Genomic DNA, 19,266 nt, shown 5'->3' on the forward strand with positions numbered 1-19,266 from the left:
AAGATATGGGGATTGTTGTTATTCGTCAGCTTTCCAAATTGTTAAAGAGCATAATAGCCCGAAGCTTTCGCTTCAAAACCATCAATCTGTGTGGACACTAGTCAAAGATAAACTTTCGTATAAGGAGGTGATCCAGCCCCAGGTTCCCCTAGGGCTACCTTGTTACGACTTCACCCCAGTCATGAACCACAAAGTGGCAAGCGTCCTCCCGAAGGTTAAACTACCTGCTTCTTTTGCAGCCCACTCCCATGGTGTGACGGGCGGTGTGTACAAGGCCCGGGAACGTATTCACCGTGGCATTCTGATCCACGATTACTAGCGATTCCGACTTCATGGAGTCGAGTTGCAGACTCCAATCCGGACTACGACGCACTTTTTGGGATCCGCTCACCATCGCTGGTTGGCAACCCTCTGTATGCGCCATTGTAGCACGTGTGTAGCCCTACTCGTAAGGGCCATGATGACTTGACGTCGTCCCCACCTTCCTCCGGTTTATCACCGGCAGTCTCCCTGGAGTTCCCGACATTACTCGCTGGCAAACAAGGATAAGGGTTGCGCTCGTTGCGGGACTTAACCCAACATTTCACAACACGAGCTGACGACAGCCATGCAGCACCTGTCTCAGAGTTCCCGAAGGCACACCTGCGTCTCCGCTGGCTTCTCTGGATGTCAAGAGTAGGTAAGGTTCTTCGCGTTGCATCGAATTAAACCACATGCTCCACCGCTTGTGCGGGCCCCCGTCAATTCATTTGAGTTTTAATCTTGCGACCGTACTCCCCAGGCGGTCTACTTAACGCGTTAGCTCCGAAAGCCACGGCTCAAGGCCACAACCTCCAAGTAGACATCGTTTACGGCGTGGACTACCAGGGTATCTAATCCTGTTTGCTCCCCACGCTTTCGCATCTGAGTGTCAGTATCTGTCCAGGGGGCCGCCTTCGCCACCGGTATTCCTTCAGATCTCTACGCATTTCACCGCTACACCTGAAATTCTACCCCCCTCTACAGTACTCTAGCCTGCCAGTTTCAAATGCAGTTCCGAGGTTGAGCCTCGGGCTTTCACATCTGACTTAACAAACCACCTGCATGCGCTTTACGCCCAGTAATTCCGATTAACGCTCGCACCCTCCGTATTACCGCGGCTGCTGGCACGGAGTTAGCCGGTGCTTCTTCTGCAGCTAACGTCAAACACTAACGCTATTAACGTTAATGCCTTCCTCACTGCTGAAAGTACTTTACAACCCGAAGGCCTTCTTCATACACGCGGCATGGCTGCATCAGGCTTGCGCCCATTGTGCAATATTCCCCACTGCTGCCTCCCGTAGGAGTCTGGACCGTGTCTCAGTTCCAGTGTGGCTGATCATCCTCTCAGACCAGCTAGGGATCGTCGCCTTGGTGAGCCATTACCTCACCAACTAGCTAATCCCACCTGGGCTAATCTTGACGCAAGAGGCCCGAAGGTCCCCCTCTTTGAGCCGAAGCTATTATGCGGTATTAGCTATCGTTTCCAATAGTTATCCCCCACATCAAGGCATATTCCCAGGCATTACTCACCCGTCCGCCGCTCGACGCCGTTATCGTTCCCCGAAGGTTCAGATAACTCGTTTCCGCTCGACTTGCATGTGTTAGGCCTGCCGCCAGCGTTCAATCTGAGCCATGATCAAACTCTTCAATTTAAGATTTTGTCGGCTCAATGAATACTGATTACATTACATAGTAATGTTGAATTGACTGTGCCAAGCCCCCTAATGTTTCCAAAAGAAGTCTTGATTGGTCACTCAGTTCATTGAAAACCATTTTTGATTCCGAAGAATCAGTTTTGATTATCATCAACGAGTGCCCACACAGATTGATAGGTTCTAATTTTTAAAGAGCGTTGCTTTTTGAGTTACCTCTCAAAGCGGACGTGCATTCTAGCGAATCAAACCTCAGTGTCAAACACTTTTTTGAAGTTTTTTTTTGAATTTCGTTTTAAATTGAAACTCAATGCCAAATTGTTGCTTACGTCTTACTGACTTAGCTCTGAACCCTTGTGGGCTCTGCCGTGTCAGTGGAAGCGCATTATAGAGATTGCCGTCACGTTGGCAAGGGCTTTTTAAGAAAAATTTGAAAAAATCACCTTAAGCGCTCATTTATTCCTCAAATGGCTATTTATCTATATTTTAACCCAGGTATACCACAACTTATCCACAGAGTTATTATTTACTGTCCGCTAAATGTTCACTTTTATGCTCGCTACATTGCCTATAAATCTCTGTTGAGTTGAGCTGACACAAAAAAAGGCCTCAATGGGCCCTTTTGTTATGCATATAGAGGTAATAATGGCTTAAATACCAGAACCGTCTTGCTCACTGCCATCATCTTCATGAAGACCACACTCTCTTTTTAATCCAAAAAATCGAGTTTCTTCTTCTTTCATGCCTGGCTCCCACTTCACTGTGGTGTGCGTGTCACCTACTGATAAGTAACCTTCATCACGCAGTGGGTGATACGGTAGACCATGCTTTTCTAAATAGTAGTGAACATCTTTGTTGCTCCAGTCGATGACTGGAAGGAACTTGAACACACCATTTTGTATTGCAAGTATTGGTAGGTTCGCTCGAGAACTCGACTGCTCACGACGTAAACCAGAGAACCAAGTGCCCGCCTGAAGCGTATCTAGCGCTCTTCGCATCGGCTCCACTTTATTAAGACGATTGTATTTCTCAATACCTTCGACACCTTGCTCCCATAACTTACCGTAACGAGCTTCTTGCCAAGCAGGTCCTGCTTCCGCTCTAAAGATTTGTAAGTTGAGTCCTAGCTGCTCAGTCAACTGATCAATGAACTGATAGGTCTCAGCAAACAGATAACCTGTATCGGTTAATATTACCGGAACATCAGCTTTTACTTGCGAAACTAAATGCAACATGACAGCAGCCTGAATACCGAAGCTTGAAGAAACCACATGAGTGCCTTCTAAGTTTTCAAATGCCCAAGCAATACGATCTTGTGCACTCAGCTTTTCCAGATATCCATTAAGCTCAGCTAGGTGAAGACTTTGCTCCACCTTCGTCATCGACAGTAACTGTTTCAGTTCAGGTCGACTAATTACTTTATCAGGCATACAGATCCCTCTTCGACACTTTTACTTCTGCAATAACGCCTACTCGAATCACAAAATCACCAAATGCCTCTCCTGCATTGCGCTCTTTCGCCCAACGCTCAACTAAAGCGTCAATTTCTTCAAGGATCTGCTTATCAGTGATGTTTTCTTTATACATCTTAGGGATTCGAGTACCTGCACGATTACCCCCTAGGTGCAGGTTGTAACGTCCAGGGGCTTTACCTACCAGACCAATTTCAGCCAACATCGCTCGACCACAGCCGTTTGGACAGCCAGTCACACGCAAAATGATGTTGTCTTCTTTATCTAACCCATGTTTCTCCAATACGCTTTCAACTTGAGTGACAAACTCAGGTAAGAAGCGCTCTGCTTCCGCCATTGCAAGAGGACAGGTTGGGAAAGCAACACACGCCATTGAATTTTTACGCTGCTCAGAAACCGATGAATCAATCAGCCCATGCTCGAGGGCAATCTTTTCGATTTTTGCTTTCTGGCTTTTACTTACGCCTGCAATGATTAGGTTCTGGTTAGCAGTCATGCGGAAATCACCTTTGTGGATCTTGGCTATCTCTGCAACACCTGTCTTGAGCGGTTTGTTTGGGTAATCTAGTAAACGGCCATTTTCAATAAACAGAGTTAGGTGCGATTTACCATCAATGCCTTCAACCCAGCCAATGTTGTCACCACGCTCGGTGAATTCATACGGACGGCTTTGTTCGAAACTCACTCCTGCACGCTTTTCAACTTCAGCCCTAAATACATCAATACCAACACGGTCTAATGTGTACTTTGTCTTAGCATTTTTACGGTTTGAGCGATTACCCCAGTCACGCTGAGTTGTCACTACTGCGGCAGCAACTTCTAATGTTTTCTCTAGTGGAATGAAACCAAAATCATCTGCTTTACGGGCATAAGTAGAGGTATCGCCATGAGTCATGGCCAACCCACCACCAACCAATACATTGAAACCCACCAGTTTGCCATTTTCGGCAATAGCGACAAAGTTTAAGTCATTAGCGTGAACATCCACATCGTTTCTAGGCGGGATCACCACTGTTGTCTTGAACTTACGTGGTAGGTAATTACTGCCGAGGATCGGCTCCTCGTCCGTCCCTTCAACTTTTTCACCATTGAGCCAGATCTCGGCATACGCTTTGGTCTTTGGCAACAGGTGTTCACTGATTTTTATCGCCCACTCGTAGGCTTCTTGGTGCAACTCAGACTCTACTGGGTTGGTCGTACACAGTACGTTACGGTTTACATCCCCAGCAGTAGCAATTGAATCGATACCAATACTATTCAGAGTCTGGTGCATTAGCTTGATGTTTGGCTTGAGCACACCGTGGAACTGGAACGTCTGGCGAGTGGTAAGACGTAAGCTGCCATATAACGTATGGTCAGTCGCAAACTTGTCGATTGCCAACCATTGTTTAGGGGTGATGACACCACCAGGCATACGTGCACGAAGCATCACATTATGCAAAGGCTCTAGCTTTTGCTTAGCACGCTCATTGCGGATATCACGGTCATCTTGCTGGTACATCCCATGGAAACGGATCAACTGAAAGTTATCTGCGGTGAAACCACCAGTGATTTGATCTTTCAGGTCCGCTTCAATTGTCCCGCGTAGAAAGTTACTTTCACGTTTTAGACGCTCATTATCAGAGAGAGGCCCAAGCGTCTGACCTAATACTGTTTGCTCTGTCATTAGTACACATCCCTTTGATAGCGTTTTTGTTTACGTAAGTCGTTAATGAATTGCTCTGCATCTTGCTGTGATAATTTGCCTTCGTTAACTGCAACAGTCACAAGTGCGTCGTTAACGTCTTTAGCCATACGAGTCGCATCACCACATACGTAAATGTACGCCCCCTCTTGAATCCACTGCCATACCTCGGCGCTGTTCTCTAAAATGCGGTGCTGAACATAAACTTTTTCAGCTTGGTCACGGCTAAATGCCACGTCTAAACGAGTCAGCAAACCAGACTTAAGGTACTTTTGCCATTCCACCTGGTACAGGAAGTCTTGAGTGAAGGTGCGATCGCCAAACAGTAACCAGTTCTTACCCTCAGCATCACGGTTATCACGCTCTTGTACAAAGCTACGGAATGGTGCGATACCTGTCCCCGGACCGATCATGATGATAGGCGTTGAGTCATCTTGTGGCAGTTTGAAGTTATTGTTGTTTTCAACAAAGACTTTAACTTCTCCCCCTTCCTCTAAGCGCTGAGCAAGGAAGCTTGATGCACCACCAAAGCGTTTTTCATCGCCCTTGTCATACTCAACCAAACCAACTGTTAAATGTACTTCTTCATCGACTTCACTTTGCGCAGAAGCGATAGAATATAGACGAGGTGTCAGACGACGCAGTAGACCAACCAACTGCTCTGCACTTAATTTAGTTTTCTTCTCTGCTAGGACATCCACAATTTGGGTGTTACCTGCGTACTCACGTAATTTGTCTTTATCTGCTACCAACTTTTCAAGCTTCTTGCTTCCGGATAGTTCACTAAACTTAGTGACCAACTGTGGATTGGCTGCGGTGATTTCATACTTACTCACTAAAGCGCTGTGAATAGATAGACTCTCACCATCGACTTCAACGCTTTCAACACCAGATAGACCGACTTTGTCCAATATTGCATTAGCAAGATCTGAGCTATTTTCAAACCAAACACCTAATGCATCGCCCGGCTGGTAAGTAATTCCTGATTCATCTAAATCAATTTCAACATGGCGAACGTCTTTACCTGAATCACGGCCAGTGATCTTTTGACTGGTTAGAAGCGTGGCAGTGTATGGACTTTGTTTAGTGTAAGCACTGTGAGTTGCCTGCTGCCCAACCGGAAGTTGAACCACTTCAGCTTCTGTGTCCCCTGCAAGAGCTTCTTTGACTTGCTCTAGTGCTTGCTGACGCCACTGCGCTGCAGGTGCGTCGTAATCAACGTCACAATCAATACGATCAATAAAGGAAGTTGCACCCAACTTAGATAAGTAAGCATCAAAGTCTTTACCGGTTTGGCAGAAGAACTCATAGCTTGAGTCGCCCAAACCAATCACACCATATTGGAGATTGCCCAACTTTGGCGCTTTTTTCGATTGAAGGAATTCATGCAGCTCCATAGCATTATCAGGTGCTTCACCTTCACCATTTGTCGATGCAACGATGATGACGTGCGTCTCTTTCGCTAAGTTCTTACCTTTGTAGTCGCTTGCATCAAATAGTTGAGCTTCAATACCCGACGCTTTAGCTTCATCAAGCAAAGATTCTGCAACGCCTTTGGCATTACCTGTTTGCGAAGCGTAGATAATAGTCAGCTTGCCTGCAGGTTTTGCAGCGACAGCGGCTGCAGCTTGAGTGATCGGTGCTGCTGCACCTGCGGTTTCAGTTTGGCTAATGCCCCAAAAATACCCGCTTACCCAGGCAAGCTGTTGAGGTGATAGCTCGGCAATCGCTTGTTGTAATTGACCTATTTGTTGGTCGTTTAGTGGACTTGCGAGTGCGGAAAGTTGCTTAAGTAACATGTCACGACATCCCTATTCATTGCGTGACGATAGATTAACCACTCCTTTTAATAATAAAAAAGAATAGAAATACATGTTTTATTACTTTTTGGATTAAGAGAAGAATTGTAGTGGGGTGTTTTCTATCGCTCTTCCACTCGAACTTGGCGAAAGCCTACCGCTAAAGCGGACTTAGACGCCGTATCGATATCGACGTAATGACACTCTTCACCATGGGTATCAGTAAGAAGAATAAAGCCACCGCGAGAATGACGAAACTCAACGATCCAGCTTCCTTCCTGGATTGATGGTTCAACAATGGCTTCAATTAATTGCTGCTTTTGGTACAAGTTTCTTAGTTCAGAAATGGTCATCATAGCCTCCAAGCACAGATTTCCGTCCACTAAGAATGGTTCAAAAGCGAAAGGTTGTAAAATTTATGTTAACTACAAACAACCTTGTTCTCAAAAAAGAGAGTTATAAACCTAGCTCGACACCAATAAAGAAACCATGGGTCAGATAAAAGTCGTTATCGGCCATAAAGTCGAATTTGTATTCTGTGGCGCGATAACCTCCTCGAATTGCAGCATCAAATTTCTCAATATCAAAATCGTAGCGAACACCTGCGGTCAGATCTGCGGTTTTATTCCCACTACGATTGGCAAAATCAAATTCTCCGATAATAGAGAAGTCTGAGTTAGGGACATTAATTTCTGCATTCGCATGCCAACTGAAAATGCGCTTGGTAAATGTGCGCTCGGTTTGGGCTGGATTACGATAATCTCCATCGGCATAGGTCGACCAAGTTGCACCGATATCGAAATGCATGAGATCATGCTCGATAATGTCGTAATATAGCGTGTAATCATATTTGTTGTACTCAATATACTCTCCTTCAACAGGGGTATATCGTACGCGAAAGTTAGGCACATAAGGATAGTTATGCTCTATCGCCAGATAGAACGGCACTCGTGCTTCAACCGAATCTTGGTGGATAGTTTCTTTACTCTGTTCCACTTGCGTTCGAGCACCCCAGTAATCAATGCCAAAACGAAAGTTTAGCTCGGACTCTTGTGCTGCCAATCCTGTTGATGTCGCAGCCAAACCTACAAATGCCAAACAGCTAGTCAAGTGAGCTCGCATAAAAAATATCCACCTCAAACGTATGATTTGAAGTGGATACTAGCACAAATACCGTATAGGGAAATGATAGGTAGGAAAAATCTATCGAGGGCAGTAGACGTAATTCTTGAAGAACCACCAGCCCAAGGCAATCACTATGATCCAAGGTAAGATCTTAAAGACAAAACCGACCATGCCGAGCAACAGCATAACGACAAAGGTAATCGCCCCCGCAGCAAACACTGTCATCATAGTCACACCAGTAAATACCAAAATTCCCAAAAACATCAGCACGAACAGTAGTTCAAACATACCTTTCTCCTAGCGTCTTGTTCTCTATGTACTACCAATAGAGTTTGCACAAACTGCGCCAAGATAAACAATTTCAATAAGCATTTGATTTAAATGAAAATAAAAAGCCATCGAAATAATCGATGGCTTGGCATAGGTAGTGATCTGGTAAATTTCACCAGTTAATGTGGTAAATATTACACATCTAACTCAGCTGGAATTTTTGCTAGTGCGGCTTCCACCACCTCAATACCAGAACCTGGTTTATGAGCATTTTCACTAATGTAGCGACGCCATTGACGTGCCCCAGGCATATTTTGGAACAGCCCCAGCATGTGGCGAGTGATATGGCCCAAATAAGCACCCTTCGACAGCTCTTGCTCGATATATGGGTACATGGCTTTCACCACGTCACTGCGCTTAATCACTGGTTTGTCTAGACCAAATATTTGCTGATCGACCTCTGCGAGAATATAAGGATTTTGATACGCTTCTCGACCAATCATCACCCCATCTAGGTGGGCTAAATGCTCTTTGGTTTCTTCTAGCGTTTTTACACCGCCGTTAACGGCAATGGTCAGCTGTGGGAAGTCTTTTTTAATCTGGTAAGCACGTGGGTAATCCAATGGTGGAATTTCACGGTTTTCTTTCGGGCTTAAACCACTTAACCAAGCTTTGCGTGCATGGATGGTAAACTGATCAACACCACCTTGCTCATGAACAATTTGTACAAAGCGAGTCAGGAACTCGTACGAGTCTTGATCGTCAATCCCGATTCGAGTTTTCACCGTCACTGGTACATCAACCACATCACGCATTGCCGCAACACACTCTGCTACAAGCTCAGGCTCAGCCATTAAGCAAGCCCCGAAACGGCCGTTTTGAACGCGATCGGATGGACAGCCAACGTTAAGGTTGATCTCATCATATCCACGCTCTGCTGCCAACTTAGCGCAAGTTGCTAGGTCTTGCGGGTTAGAGCCACCTAGTTGCAGCGCAAGTGGATGTTCTTGCTCGCTATAAGCAAGAAAGTCACCCTTACCATGAATGATAGCGCCAGTGGTCACCATCTCGGTATAAAGCAGAGTTTGCTGGGAAAGAAGGCGATGGAAATAACGGCAGTGGCGATCTGTCCAATCAAGCATTGGAGCAACTGATAAACGCTGCATTGAAAAATTGCTATTTTGTTCAGGGTTAGACACGAAATACCTCACATCACTGGTTCAATACAGACAAACTGGCTCGATAGCCAAAAATTAGACGCAGGATTATACACATGCATCGCCTTGAGATCAGCCCATATTCCACCTAAGCCAAAGGTGTGATTTGACCAAGATAACCATAAACGATTGAGTTTGATTGAGCTTTACACCTAAACCAAACATTGATTCCAGCATCAAATTTGCTTACGGTAGTGAAAAAAGTACCTTCTGCTGCCGAATTGGTAGCATAAATGGTATATTATTAGACATGTGCACCAAAAGGTGAGCAACTTGAAGCAAGCGTTGATTACACAAGTAGAAGAAATTTGCCAAAGTCGAGGCGTGCGGTTAACACCACAGCGTAAACGAGTCTTTGAGCTAATTTGTCAGAATAAAAGAGCCTCAACAGCCTACGAGCTGCTTGATGAACTCAAGTTGACAGAGCCACAAGCGAAACCACCAACGGTATATCGTGCGTTGGATTTTCTTCTCGGCCAAGGCTTTATCCATCGTGTGGAATCAACCAATAGCTATATTTCATGCTGCTCATGCGGTGGTAATAAGCATTTCTCGCATTTGATGATCTGCGATAATTGCGGAGACGTCATCGAACTGCAGGACGATGATTTGGTTGCACTACTAGCGAAAAATGTGGAGAAGCAAGGATTCAAACTGACACATCATGTCATTGAGACCCATGGTACTTGCCAAAATTGCATCTCTTCCGAAACAGATAACAAATAAGAAAGAACGATATGCGCGCTGAGTTTGTAAACCCGTTTTTAGCATCACTAATGAACGTGCTGAAAACTATGGCTTCTTTGGAACTAAAACCACAAAAGCCTCGAATCAAAAAAGATGAAATTGCCCGCGGTGACGTGTCTGGCCTAATTGGTATGGTCGGTACGCAAACGAAAGGCTCTATGTCGATTACTTTTGATGAGGGTCTAGCCCTAGAAATCATGCAAAACATGCTAGGTGAGCGTCCAAACGGTCTTAATGAAGAAGTGACTGACATGGTCGGTGAAATCACCAACATGGTAACGGGCGGTGCAAAGCGTATTCTTGCGGAAAGTGGTTTCGACTTTGATATGGCAACACCTGTGGTAGTTTCTGGTAAAGGCCACACCATTCGTCACAAATGTGAAGGTGCTATCATCATCATGCCATTCAGCTCTGAGTGGGGTAACGCTTTCATCGAGATCTGTTTCGAATAAGCGTCATTCAAAATTAATTTTGAAAAGCTGGCCACTGGCCAGCTTTTTTAATGCCCATAAAAAAACCTCACTGCTAATAGTGAGGTTTATCTAGCAATCTACTAAGAAGTGCTGACTAAAAGTAAGCCAGCCCTTTATCCCTTAGCGATAGCGTCCATTAACCGTTTACCGACGATTTAAGCCTTAAACGCCTTAAACGCATTAATCAAACCGTTGGTCGAACTATCATGAGAGCTAATTTCAGACTCGTCCGCAAGCTCAGGTAGGATTTGGTTGGCTAGTTGCTTACCAAGCTCTACACCCCACTGGTCAAAGCTGAAGATGTTCCAGATAACACCTTGTACGAAAATCTTGTGCTCGTACATTGCGATCAGGTTACCTAGTGTCTTAGGTGTGATTTGCTTAACCAAGATAGAGTTGGTTGGGCGGTTACCTTCAAATACTTTAAACGGTACTAGGTCTGCGACTTCTTCTGCCGTTTTACCCGCTTTAGCGAACTCTTCACGTACTGTCTCTTGTGTCTTACCAAACGCAAGAGCTTCCGTTTGAGCAAAGAAGTTAGACATCAGTTTCTGGTGGTGATCGCCTGCTGGATTGTGGCTGATCGCCGGAGCAATAAAGTCACAAGGGATCAATTTAGTGCCTTGGTGTACCAACTGGTAAAAAGCGTGTTGACCGTTAGTACCCGGCTCACCCCAGATAATTGGACCCGTCTGGTAATCGACTTCATTACCACCACGATCTACACACTTACCGTTAGACTCCATGTTACCTTGCTGGAAGTATGCTGCGAAGCGATGCATGTATTGGTCGTACGGCAAGATAGCTTCAGACTCAGCGCCATGGAAGTTGTTGTACCATAGGCCAATTAGCGCAAGGATCACAGGTACGTTTTGCTCGAAATCTGTCTCAGCAAAGTGCTTATCCATCTCGTGAGCACCAGATAGCAGCTCGATGAAGTTATCGTAACCAACAGCAAGAGCGATAGACATACCGATTGCAGACCATAGAGAGTAACGACCACCAACCCAGTCCCAGAACTCAAACATGTTGTCAGTATCAATACCAAACTCAGCCACAGCCTGACCATTGGTCGAAAGCGCTGCGAAATGCTTAGCCACGTGCGCTTGGTCGCCTGCTGCTTCTAGGAACCAATCACGCGCAGTGTGAGCGTTGGTCATGGTTTCTTGAGTAGTGAAGGTCTTAGATGCCACTAGGAATAGTGTTGTTTCAGGGTCAACATTCTTCAGTGTTTCAACGACGTGAGTGCCATCTACGTTAGATACAAAGTGCAGCTTGAGGTGGTTTTGGTACGGCTTAAGCGCCTCTGTCACCATGTAAGGACCCAAGTCAGAGCCACCGATACCAATATTCACTACGTCAGTGATCGCTTTGCCCGTGTAGCCTTTCCACTCACCAGAGATCACACGCTCAGTGAAACCTTTGATCTTCTCCAGCACAGCATTCACCGCTGGCATAACATCTTCACCGTTTACATTCACAGCTGTGTTGCTACGGTTGCGAAGCGCCGTGTGAAGCACTGCACGACCTTCAGTTTGGTTAATGAAATCACCACCAAACATCGCATCGATTGCGCCTTTTAGCTCGGTCTCTTGAGCCAAAGCAAATAGGTGCTTCATTGTCTCTTGGTCAACTAAGTTTTTAGAGTAGTCAACAAGGATGTCGCTACCGAACTTTGCAGAGAACTCATTGAAGCGCTGTGGGTTTGCAGCAAACAGTGCTTTCAAATCCATATCTTGTGCTGATTCGAAATGAGCAGTTAGAGCTTTCCAAGCTTGCGTTTGGGTTGGATTGATATTTTTTAGCATGGTGATAAATCCCAATGATCCTTTGGTGTCGTCTTCCAGCCTCATGCCAGAATAACTTTTCCAGTTTTAAGCAAATAAATTGGCGTACGCCGCAACCCTACTTAATCCACCCTCTTCTAGTGCTAGCGAAGAAAAGGCCGGGCCCCCAAAGTAGAGTTGTTGTAATAATATTTCAGGATTTGGATTATGGCGTAATGACCGTACACCAACCATGAGGTGGGTCACGATAACCAATTCCTAATGCCCAACTCTTGGTTAGACTAGTATTATGTGCACACCCTGTACATTGAGGAACCAAGCATGTGGTCACAAGTTAGCCTCAAAGTGGCACCCAAATCCCGAGGGTTCCACCTTATCACTGATGAAATTGAACAACAAATAACGCAGATCAATCAAATACGCGTTGGTCTGTTACATCTGTTTATTCAGCATACCTCGGCAAGTTTAACCATTAATGAAAATGCCGATCCCACTGTGCGCTGTGATATGGAAGCACACTTTAACAAGTTTGTGCCAGAAAGAGCGCCTTACTACCGCCATACTTACGAAGGGGACGATGACATGCCTGCGCACATCAAAGCCTCAACGTTGGGCACGAGCGTGACCATCCCAATCAGTCATGGCCGCTTAGCCTTGGGAACATGGCAAGGCATCTACCTTGGTGAGCATCGAGACCATGGTGGTGCTCGCACCATAATTGCTACGATCCAAGGCGAGTGAAAGGTGCATAAAAAAGCCCAGCATTACGCTGGGCCCTGTTCAAAACGGTTGGTTAACCATCACTCTAAAGAGTCCTTCCTCACTGCCCGCAGCAATTTCGGTGCGAACCACAATGCCTTCCACTTGGAAACGAATGCCTCCACCGGCGTTCCATTTCATGTCAGTATGAAGCGTTTTTAGATTAAGCTCGTCGGCAACTCGACCTGCATCAATAAAGGCGACAAACTGCCACCAAGGCACGTCATACCAATTGAATACTGGCCAAGACCCTAGCGGTTGCCACTCAGGCATAACTCGATACTCAACACTGTAGTGCACCGCTGAGCGACCATGATAACGCTCACCGCTATAACCACGTAAACGATATAAACCACCTAGCGTTACGCCAGCGTATTCAGGTGGACGATGGCATATCTCTTGATCGCATTGGTTCCAAGTAGGGGTGTCTGCCAGATAAGCGTCTAATGAGAGCACTTGACTACTAAACACTCCTTCCCATGCGCCTAAGTCATAGTGACGGCTATGGTCAGCTTCAACTACCACCCACTGGCTACCGTCTGAAGTTGAAGGCGAGTAAGTCAAATCGAAGTTGGTTTTACTGCCTTGTGAAGGATTTCGCACATCATTACGATTATCCCACTCATAACCAAGCTTTACGCCCCAAGTTGATTCGGGGATATCAGCAGCCTCAGGCACGTCTAATATACGTCGATGATAAAACGGCTCTACGATCACTGAGCTAACACCACTTTCGCTCGGATCAGAACCGGTAATTTCTCTCGTTGGTCTTTTCGCCTGTTGAATACCATTTTTCGCCACTGCACCAAAAGGCAGTACGTATTCCATGGTTAAACGATAACGATCTTCTTCGCCATCGGTGGTAATGGCTTGGTCAAAGCTCGAGTCATTGCTGCCGCTATCGCCAATAAAGTAGTCGTAACCTGCGTATTTGGCGTTGTAGGCATCCATACTCAGAAGGATCGAGTCACCAATACGAAAGTTATTGTAGTTAACGTAGGTGATGGTTGTGCCTTTGCTGGAGCTCAGGCCCGATATAACAAAGCCATCTGTCTCTTGTATTAGCCCTTTAATGAGGCCAGCAGCACCTACAGTGGTTCCTAAAGTGTCAGTAGAAAAGGCAAACGGAACCGCCGCAGAGTCTTCAAACCAGTCGTACCAATTGTTACGAGCGGCCTGCGTTGTTGTCGCTACACAGCACAGTGATATAGCGGCCCATCGATTGAAATGACTCACCATGGTTTAATCTTCACTGTAAGACATCTCGACACGAGACGTCAGCTTAGTCACTAACTCATAGCCGATGGTTCCAACATGGGCAGCGACTTCTTCCACAGGCAGCTCACCTCCCCACATAATCACTTCGTCACCCACTTTGTCATCAGCGTCAGGGCCAAGATCAATCGTGATCATGTCCATTGACACACGCCCACAAATCGGAGCTCGTCGGCCATTAACTAGAACTGGTGTACCATTAGGTGCCATGCGCGGATAGCCATCACCGTAACCAATCGCTATCACGCCAACTTTGGTATCTTGCTCAGCACACCAAGTTGCGCCATAGCCAACGCACTCGCCTTGCTTAACATTACGTACAGCAATCAAGTGAGAAGAGAGTGTCATGGCCGGTTTAAAGCCCATTGACTGTGCACTCTTGTCGGCAAAAGGTGACACACCATACATGATGATCCCTGGTCTTACCCACTCTAAATGGCTATCTGGCCAGGCTAAAATTCCGGCGGATGCCGCCAATGAGCGCTCGCCTTTACAACCTTCCGTCAATTGAGTGAACAGGCTAATTTGCTCTGATGTGATGGATTTATCTATCTCATCAGCGCAGCCAAAGTGACTCACATAGCGAAGGGGTTTAGCGACGTTGTTACACGCTTTCAGTCTGGCAACAAAGTCACCGTACTGCTCAGGGTGCACGCCTAAACGGTGCATTCCAGAGTCAACTTTGAGCCACACCTTAACAGGTGTTTCAAGCTTGGCTTGCTCAAGTGCCTCAAGTTGTTCATAGCAGTGCACTGCAGTTTGGATATTGTTGGTCACTAGGATCGGCAGATCGGTCGGCGAATAGAAGCCTTCCAACAATAAAATGGGCTTCACGATGCCACTTGCTCTTAGTTGCAGTGCCTCTTCAATACGAGCCACACCAAAAGCATCAGCATCTTCAGCGTGTTCTGCGATGTGGGTTAATCCATGCCCATAGCCGTTAGCTTTTACCACGGCCATCACCTTACTCTTGGGTGCTTGTTTTTTTACTTGGCGTAGGTTGTGTTTCAGCGCACCTAAATCAATGTGCGCACACGCCGCTTTCATGTAACTCACTCAAACACCTATTACTCTTCGTCCACATCAAACGCAGGACCTGCGTAGTTATCAAATCGAGAGAACTGACCTTGGAAGGTCAAACGCACTGAACCGATTGGACCGTTACGCTGCTTACCTAGGATAATTTCTGCGGTTCCCTTCATCGAACTATCTGGGTTGTAGACCTCATCACGGTAAATAAACATGATCAAGTCGGCATCCTGCTCAATAGAGCCCGATTCACGAAGATCCGAGTTCACCGGGCGTTTATCCGCACGCTGCTCTAGGGAACGGTTAAGCTGAGACAGCGCTACTACAGGAACGTTCAGCTCTTTTGCCAGCGCTTTAAGCGAGCGAGAGATCTCAGCAATTTCCAAAGTACGGTTTTCCGTAAGTGACGGCACACGCATCAACTGAAGGTAGTCGACCATGATCATGCTAAGACCACCATGCTCACGAGCAATACGGCGCGCACGAGAGCGCACTTCAGTTGGAGTCAGACCTGAGGCATCATCGATGTAGATGTTCTTTTTCTCCATCAACATGCCCATAGTTGACGAAATACGCGCCCAATCCTCATCATCTAACTGACCAGTACGGATCTTGGTTTGGTCAACACGAGAAAGGGATGCCAACATACGCATCATCAACTGTTCTGATGGCATCTCTAGAGAGAAGATAAGTACGGGTTTGTCTTGCGACATTGCGGCGTTTTCACATAAATTCATCGCAAAGGTAGTGTTGTGGACACAGATATCTTGAGCGATAAAGTTGTGCGTCTCAGGCACGGTGAGATCGTACACCTGCTTCTCACCCAGAGATTCGATTGAGACTACGCTATCCCAATAGAGATCAGAACGGCTTAGCTTGTCTAGATATTCATCGTTTAGCAGTTTGGCAAATAGCGCCGCTCGCTGACGGGAGATATTACGTTTACTCTCACCTTGAAGATGTGGATTGTACCCTTCTGGATAGTTCAGACCCGCCGCTTGATATAGTTCTTTCCAGCTACGATCTTTTTTCTGCTCCAGTACATACTCGTTGACTGAATCCGGCAGAGCATCAAGGTTGCTATGTTCAGCTTTTGACTGCAACAAAACAGAGACTTCTTGCGTAGCTGCGGCTTTACCAAAGATGCCAATCTGCTCAATAAAGCGTAATTGGCTGCTTTGGTCCATGATCTCAAGCTCGAAAGCTTGATTGGCTTTATGGCGTAATTTCGCAATCACTCCAAAACGCAACAGAAGGTGCTGCAATGAACGAATTAATGACTCGCTCGAAGAGGCATAGCTAATACGAGATTGCTGGTTGGCTTGGACAAACGCACTACCGTCACAAGAGTAAAGACGGTTGATAAACAGTGCCAGCTGCTCTTTAGGCAGAGTGAAAACGGCCTTGGGTAACTGTTTTTCAATCGCCAGTTTATTCCATACACCATGCTTAGCTAAAAACTCAGATACGGCGTTGGCACTGTTTTTCGTCAACGCCGAAAGAGTAGGAATACCCATCTCCGATAGATCAAGTTGCAGCAAGTCAATCACTGACTCCAACACAGGCTGACTTGGTACACAGATACCCTTACGCCATTGTGAAACGGTCGATTTCGCCACATTGAGCTGGGTTGCTAGATCTTGACCAGTCATGGCTTGGGCTTTCATTGCTTGAGTCAGATGCTCGGCAAACCGTTGGCGATATTGCTGTGTTTCAGGCAAATCGCGACTCACACGAAATGATGGTGTTCTGTGCTCACACTCGATAGCGATAACATCAACAGCGTCAAAGCCAGACATTGCCTGAGTAAAGTCATCAACAATTTCTTGATTACTGTTGGTAAAGATTGGGCTGCTTTGGGTCGTGCCACCATCGCCCAAGAAATAGGCTAGGGCTTTCACCTCATGCTCTGGCATCGCTTGTTGACCAAATACCGCAAGCTCTCGTGGCACTGCAACACGGTCACCAACAGCTACGTTCTCCAACGGCTGCCAGCCGTTGCCTGTTAAAAACGGGTGTGTGAGAGTTGTCTCGATCACACGCCCTAAGGCCGTTGTCACTCGAAAAACGGGTTTGAGACCGTCATCGACAAAATCAGATGCTTGTGCCTCAACTAGGTGGTAGTCATTGTTCACCGATAGCAAATTTGCTTGCTTACGAGCGACCAACTCGTCAATAGTATTCAACTCACCAGTGGCAGGGTCAGCGATCAAAGAGCCAGATACAATGCACTTACCCATTGATGGACGCGCCGCCACAATGATCAAATCAGAACCTTGAAGGCCTGCTGTTTTCTTGTTGAGATCGCTAAAGCCAGTGTTAACGCCCGTAACACCATCTTGTGGCGTTTTGTACAGAATTTCGATTCGTTCTAGGGTCTTTTCTAGAATGTTATCGACATTTTGTGGGCCTTCGTTTTCACTGGTACGAGACTCTGCAATAGCAAAGACTTTACTCTCCGCCATATCCACCAGCTCTTCCGAAGAGCGACCTTGAGGGTCGTAACCTGCATCGGCAATTTCATTGGCGACACCGATCAGACCACGAACCATGGCACGCTCGGCAACAATATCCGCATATGCGTTAATATTTGCTGCACTTGGTGTGTTTTTGGCCAAATCAGCAAGGTAAGCAAAACCTCCCACTTCATCCAGTTGCTCGCGCTGTTCGAGAAACTCTGATAGGGTAATTAAATCAAGTGGTTGGCTATCTTCCAATAGAGCTTTCACCCCTTCGAAGATCAAACGATGAGGTCGACTGTAAAAGTCAGAAGCAATGACTCGCTCAGCAACGGTATCCCAGCGTTCATTGTCCAACAATAAGCCACCGATAACTGACTGCTCAGCCTCTAGTGAGTGTGGAGGAACTTTGATAGCATCCACTTGGCTATCTACTGGTTTTTGGTTGCGATTGTCTGCCATGGTTATCTCAGAAAACGGTTATTGACCGCCCATTATAACCAAGATAAGTCGTTTGTAATCTGTTGTGAGTAATTTAACGCATGCCTGACGCAGGCTTTACGTACCGTCTCTACAATTGCCATCCGTATAATTTCATGATGAGGTTTTTAGTGTTTAGAATTTCTTTGCTAGCAATATGCCTATTGGGCACTACTGCGGTGTATGCAGAGGAGAGTACGGACACTGTTGAGCCTTTGCCTTCCCCACTCGATATGGAAGTGGAATTTGGTTATCAAGCACATACTGGAAACACCAATAATGAGTCGATCAATGGTCGTTTAGCGGCCAGCTATATCGAAGGTCGATACCGTACCACGGGTGAGTTTAAATACTACAAACTGGATAAAGATGGCGTTGAGGATAAAAACCAGTCCAACTACAAGATTCAGTCAGACTACAAATTAGGCCCTAGAACCTACCTGTACGGTAACTTCAATGGAGTAGACTCCAAATACAGTGCTTACTTCAAGGATTATACCTTTTCAGGTGGTGTGGGTTATCAGTTCTCACATACCGATGATTTTACTCTAGAAGCCGAATTAGGTCCGGGTTACCGCCACCAGCAACCCAACCTAGATGAGCTTGACGATGATGACCTGATCTTCCCACATAATGTGGATGAAGCTATCTTTCGTGGCAACATCAACAGTGTCTGGCAAATTCTCGATAACCTCGCTTTCAGCGCCGACGTTTCTGTCGTGGCGGGACGCTCGAATGCCCGCTGGGACAGTGAGCTCAGCCTAACTAATAACATCACCGACCAAGTCAAACTAAAGGTTATTCACAACCGTACTTATCACGATAAAGTACCAAGTAATCTAGAAAAAACCGACAGTGTGACCTCGGTAAACCTCTTAGTACATTTCTAAGCATTATTCCATTCCATACGCAAATTATAAATTTCTTGAACAATCGGATTTAAGAATCTAGGTTTATTAACAAGATTGCAACAGTTGCAGTTTTGACTGTTTGATTCAGTTTTTATTCAAAGCTGAT

Annotated in this window: 15 protein-coding genes and 1 rRNA gene; 4 read left to right on the top strand and 12 right to left on the bottom strand. The window is 46.0% G+C overall.

Annotated features, from left to right (window positions below; all coding sequences use genetic code 11):
* Window positions 1–120: 120 nt before the first annotated feature.
* The 8 genes from J4N39_RS13350 to dusA form a co-directional block, all read right to left on the bottom strand.
* Window positions 121–1,673: ribosomal RNA gene (locus J4N39_RS13350) — 16S ribosomal RNA — on the bottom strand.
* Between the two features lie 650 nt (window positions 1,674–2,323).
* Window positions 2,324–3,103 carry a phosphoadenylyl-sulfate reductase gene (locus J4N39_RS13355; RefSeq protein ID WP_252020308.1) on the bottom strand — a complete coding sequence of 260 codons (780 nt, stop codon included), beginning with the start codon at window positions 3,101–3,103 and terminating at the stop codon, window positions 2,324–2,326.
* Window positions 3,096–4,811 carry an assimilatory sulfite reductase (NADPH) hemoprotein subunit gene (gene cysI / locus J4N39_RS13360; protein WP_252020310.1) on the bottom strand — a complete coding sequence of 572 codons (1,716 nt, stop codon included), beginning with the start codon at window positions 4,809–4,811 and terminating at the stop codon, window positions 3,096–3,098. The genes J4N39_RS13355 and cysI overlap by 8 nt, the downstream gene beginning before the upstream one ends.
* Window positions 4,811–6,628 carry an assimilatory sulfite reductase (NADPH) flavoprotein subunit gene (locus J4N39_RS13365; protein WP_252020312.1) on the bottom strand — a complete coding sequence of 606 codons (1,818 nt, stop codon included), beginning with the start codon at window positions 6,626–6,628 and terminating at the stop codon, window positions 4,811–4,813. Before J4N39_RS13365 ends, cysI begins: the two co-directional genes overlap by 1 nt.
* Before the next feature lie 122 nt (window positions 6,629–6,750).
* Window positions 6,751–6,981 carry a hypothetical protein gene (locus tag J4N39_RS13370; RefSeq protein ID WP_252023766.1) on the bottom strand — a complete coding sequence of 77 codons (231 nt, stop codon included), beginning with the start codon at window positions 6,979–6,981 and terminating at the stop codon, window positions 6,751–6,753.
* 103 nt (window positions 6,982–7,084) lie between these two features.
* A complete protein-coding gene (locus tag J4N39_RS13375; RefSeq protein WP_252020314.1) occupies window positions 7,085–7,750 on the bottom strand; it encodes a TIGR04219 family outer membrane beta-barrel protein in 666 nt (221 codons plus the stop codon).
* Between the two features lie 81 nt (window positions 7,751–7,831).
* Entirely contained in the window at window positions 7,832–8,041 is a 210-nt protein-coding gene (gene pspG, locus J4N39_RS13380; protein ID WP_252020317.1) for an envelope stress response protein PspG, read from the bottom strand.
* A gap of 176 nt (window positions 8,042–8,217) precedes the next feature.
* The gene (gene dusA / locus J4N39_RS13385) at window positions 8,218–9,222 is read right to left on the bottom strand and encodes a tRNA dihydrouridine(20/20a) synthase DusA (protein ID WP_286036812.1); all 1,005 of its coding nucleotides are present in this window, start codon (window positions 9,220–9,222) and stop codon (window positions 8,218–8,220) included.
* A gap of 282 nt (window positions 9,223–9,504) precedes the next feature.
* On the opposite strand from dusA, the gene zur reads away from it, so the two are divergent.
* Both zur and J4N39_RS13395 read left to right on the top strand, forming a co-directional pair.
* Window positions 9,505–9,966, top strand: a complete 462-nt coding sequence (gene zur, locus J4N39_RS13390) for a zinc uptake transcriptional repressor Zur (protein ID WP_503063688.1) — start codon at window positions 9,505–9,507, stop codon at window positions 9,964–9,966.
* Window positions 9,967–9,977: 11 nt separating this feature from the next.
* On the top strand, window positions 9,978–10,439 hold the full coding sequence (locus J4N39_RS13395; protein WP_252020320.1) for a chemotaxis protein CheX: 462 nt from the start codon (window positions 9,978–9,980) through the stop codon (window positions 10,437–10,439).
* A gap of 176 nt (window positions 10,440–10,615) precedes the next feature.
* On the opposite strand, the gene pgi is transcribed toward J4N39_RS13395, so the two are convergent.
* The gene (gene pgi / locus J4N39_RS13400; RefSeq protein ID WP_252020321.1) at window positions 10,616–12,268 is read right to left on the bottom strand and encodes a glucose-6-phosphate isomerase; all 1,653 of its coding nucleotides are present in this window, start codon (window positions 12,266–12,268) and stop codon (window positions 10,616–10,618) included.
* 300 nt (window positions 12,269–12,568) lie between these two features.
* Between pgi and J4N39_RS13405 the strand changes: the two genes are divergently transcribed.
* Window positions 12,569–12,988 (top strand): secondary thiamine-phosphate synthase enzyme YjbQ, encoded by a 420-nt coding sequence (locus tag J4N39_RS13405; RefSeq protein WP_252020322.1) that lies wholly within the window; start codon window positions 12,569–12,571, stop codon window positions 12,986–12,988.
* 39 nt (window positions 12,989–13,027) lie between these two features.
* On the opposite strand, the gene J4N39_RS13410 is transcribed toward J4N39_RS13405, so the two are convergent.
* From J4N39_RS13410 to dnaB, 3 genes are read right to left on the bottom strand one after another with little or no spacing between them, the layout of a single operon-like run.
* Window positions 13,028–14,245, bottom strand: a complete 1,218-nt coding sequence (locus tag J4N39_RS13410) for a BamA/TamA family outer membrane protein (RefSeq protein ID WP_252020323.1) — start codon at window positions 14,243–14,245, stop codon at window positions 13,028–13,030.
* A 3-nt stretch (window positions 14,246–14,248) separates the two neighbouring features.
* Window positions 14,249–15,328: an alanine racemase gene (alr, locus tag J4N39_RS13415; RefSeq protein ID WP_252023768.1), complete on the bottom strand. Its 1,080-nt coding sequence runs from the start codon at window positions 15,326–15,328 to the stop codon at window positions 14,249–14,251.
* 20 nt (window positions 15,329–15,348) lie between these two features.
* Complete coding sequence (gene dnaB / locus J4N39_RS13420; RefSeq protein ID WP_252020324.1) at window positions 15,349–18,231, bottom strand: replicative DNA helicase; 2,883 nt, start codon at window positions 18,229–18,231, stop codon at window positions 15,349–15,351.
* A gap of 149 nt (window positions 18,232–18,380) precedes the next feature.
* Between dnaB and J4N39_RS13425 the strand changes: the two genes are divergently transcribed.
* Window positions 18,381–19,139 carry a DUF481 domain-containing protein gene (locus tag J4N39_RS13425; protein ID WP_252020326.1) on the top strand — a complete coding sequence of 253 codons (759 nt, stop codon included), beginning with the start codon at window positions 18,381–18,383 and terminating at the stop codon, window positions 19,137–19,139.
* Window positions 19,140–19,266 lie beyond the last annotated feature (127 nt).

The sequence above is a fragment of the Vibrio sp. SCSIO 43136 genome, from assembly GCF_023716565.1.
Taxonomy (GTDB): Bacteria; Pseudomonadota; Gammaproteobacteria; order Enterobacterales; family Vibrionaceae; genus Vibrio.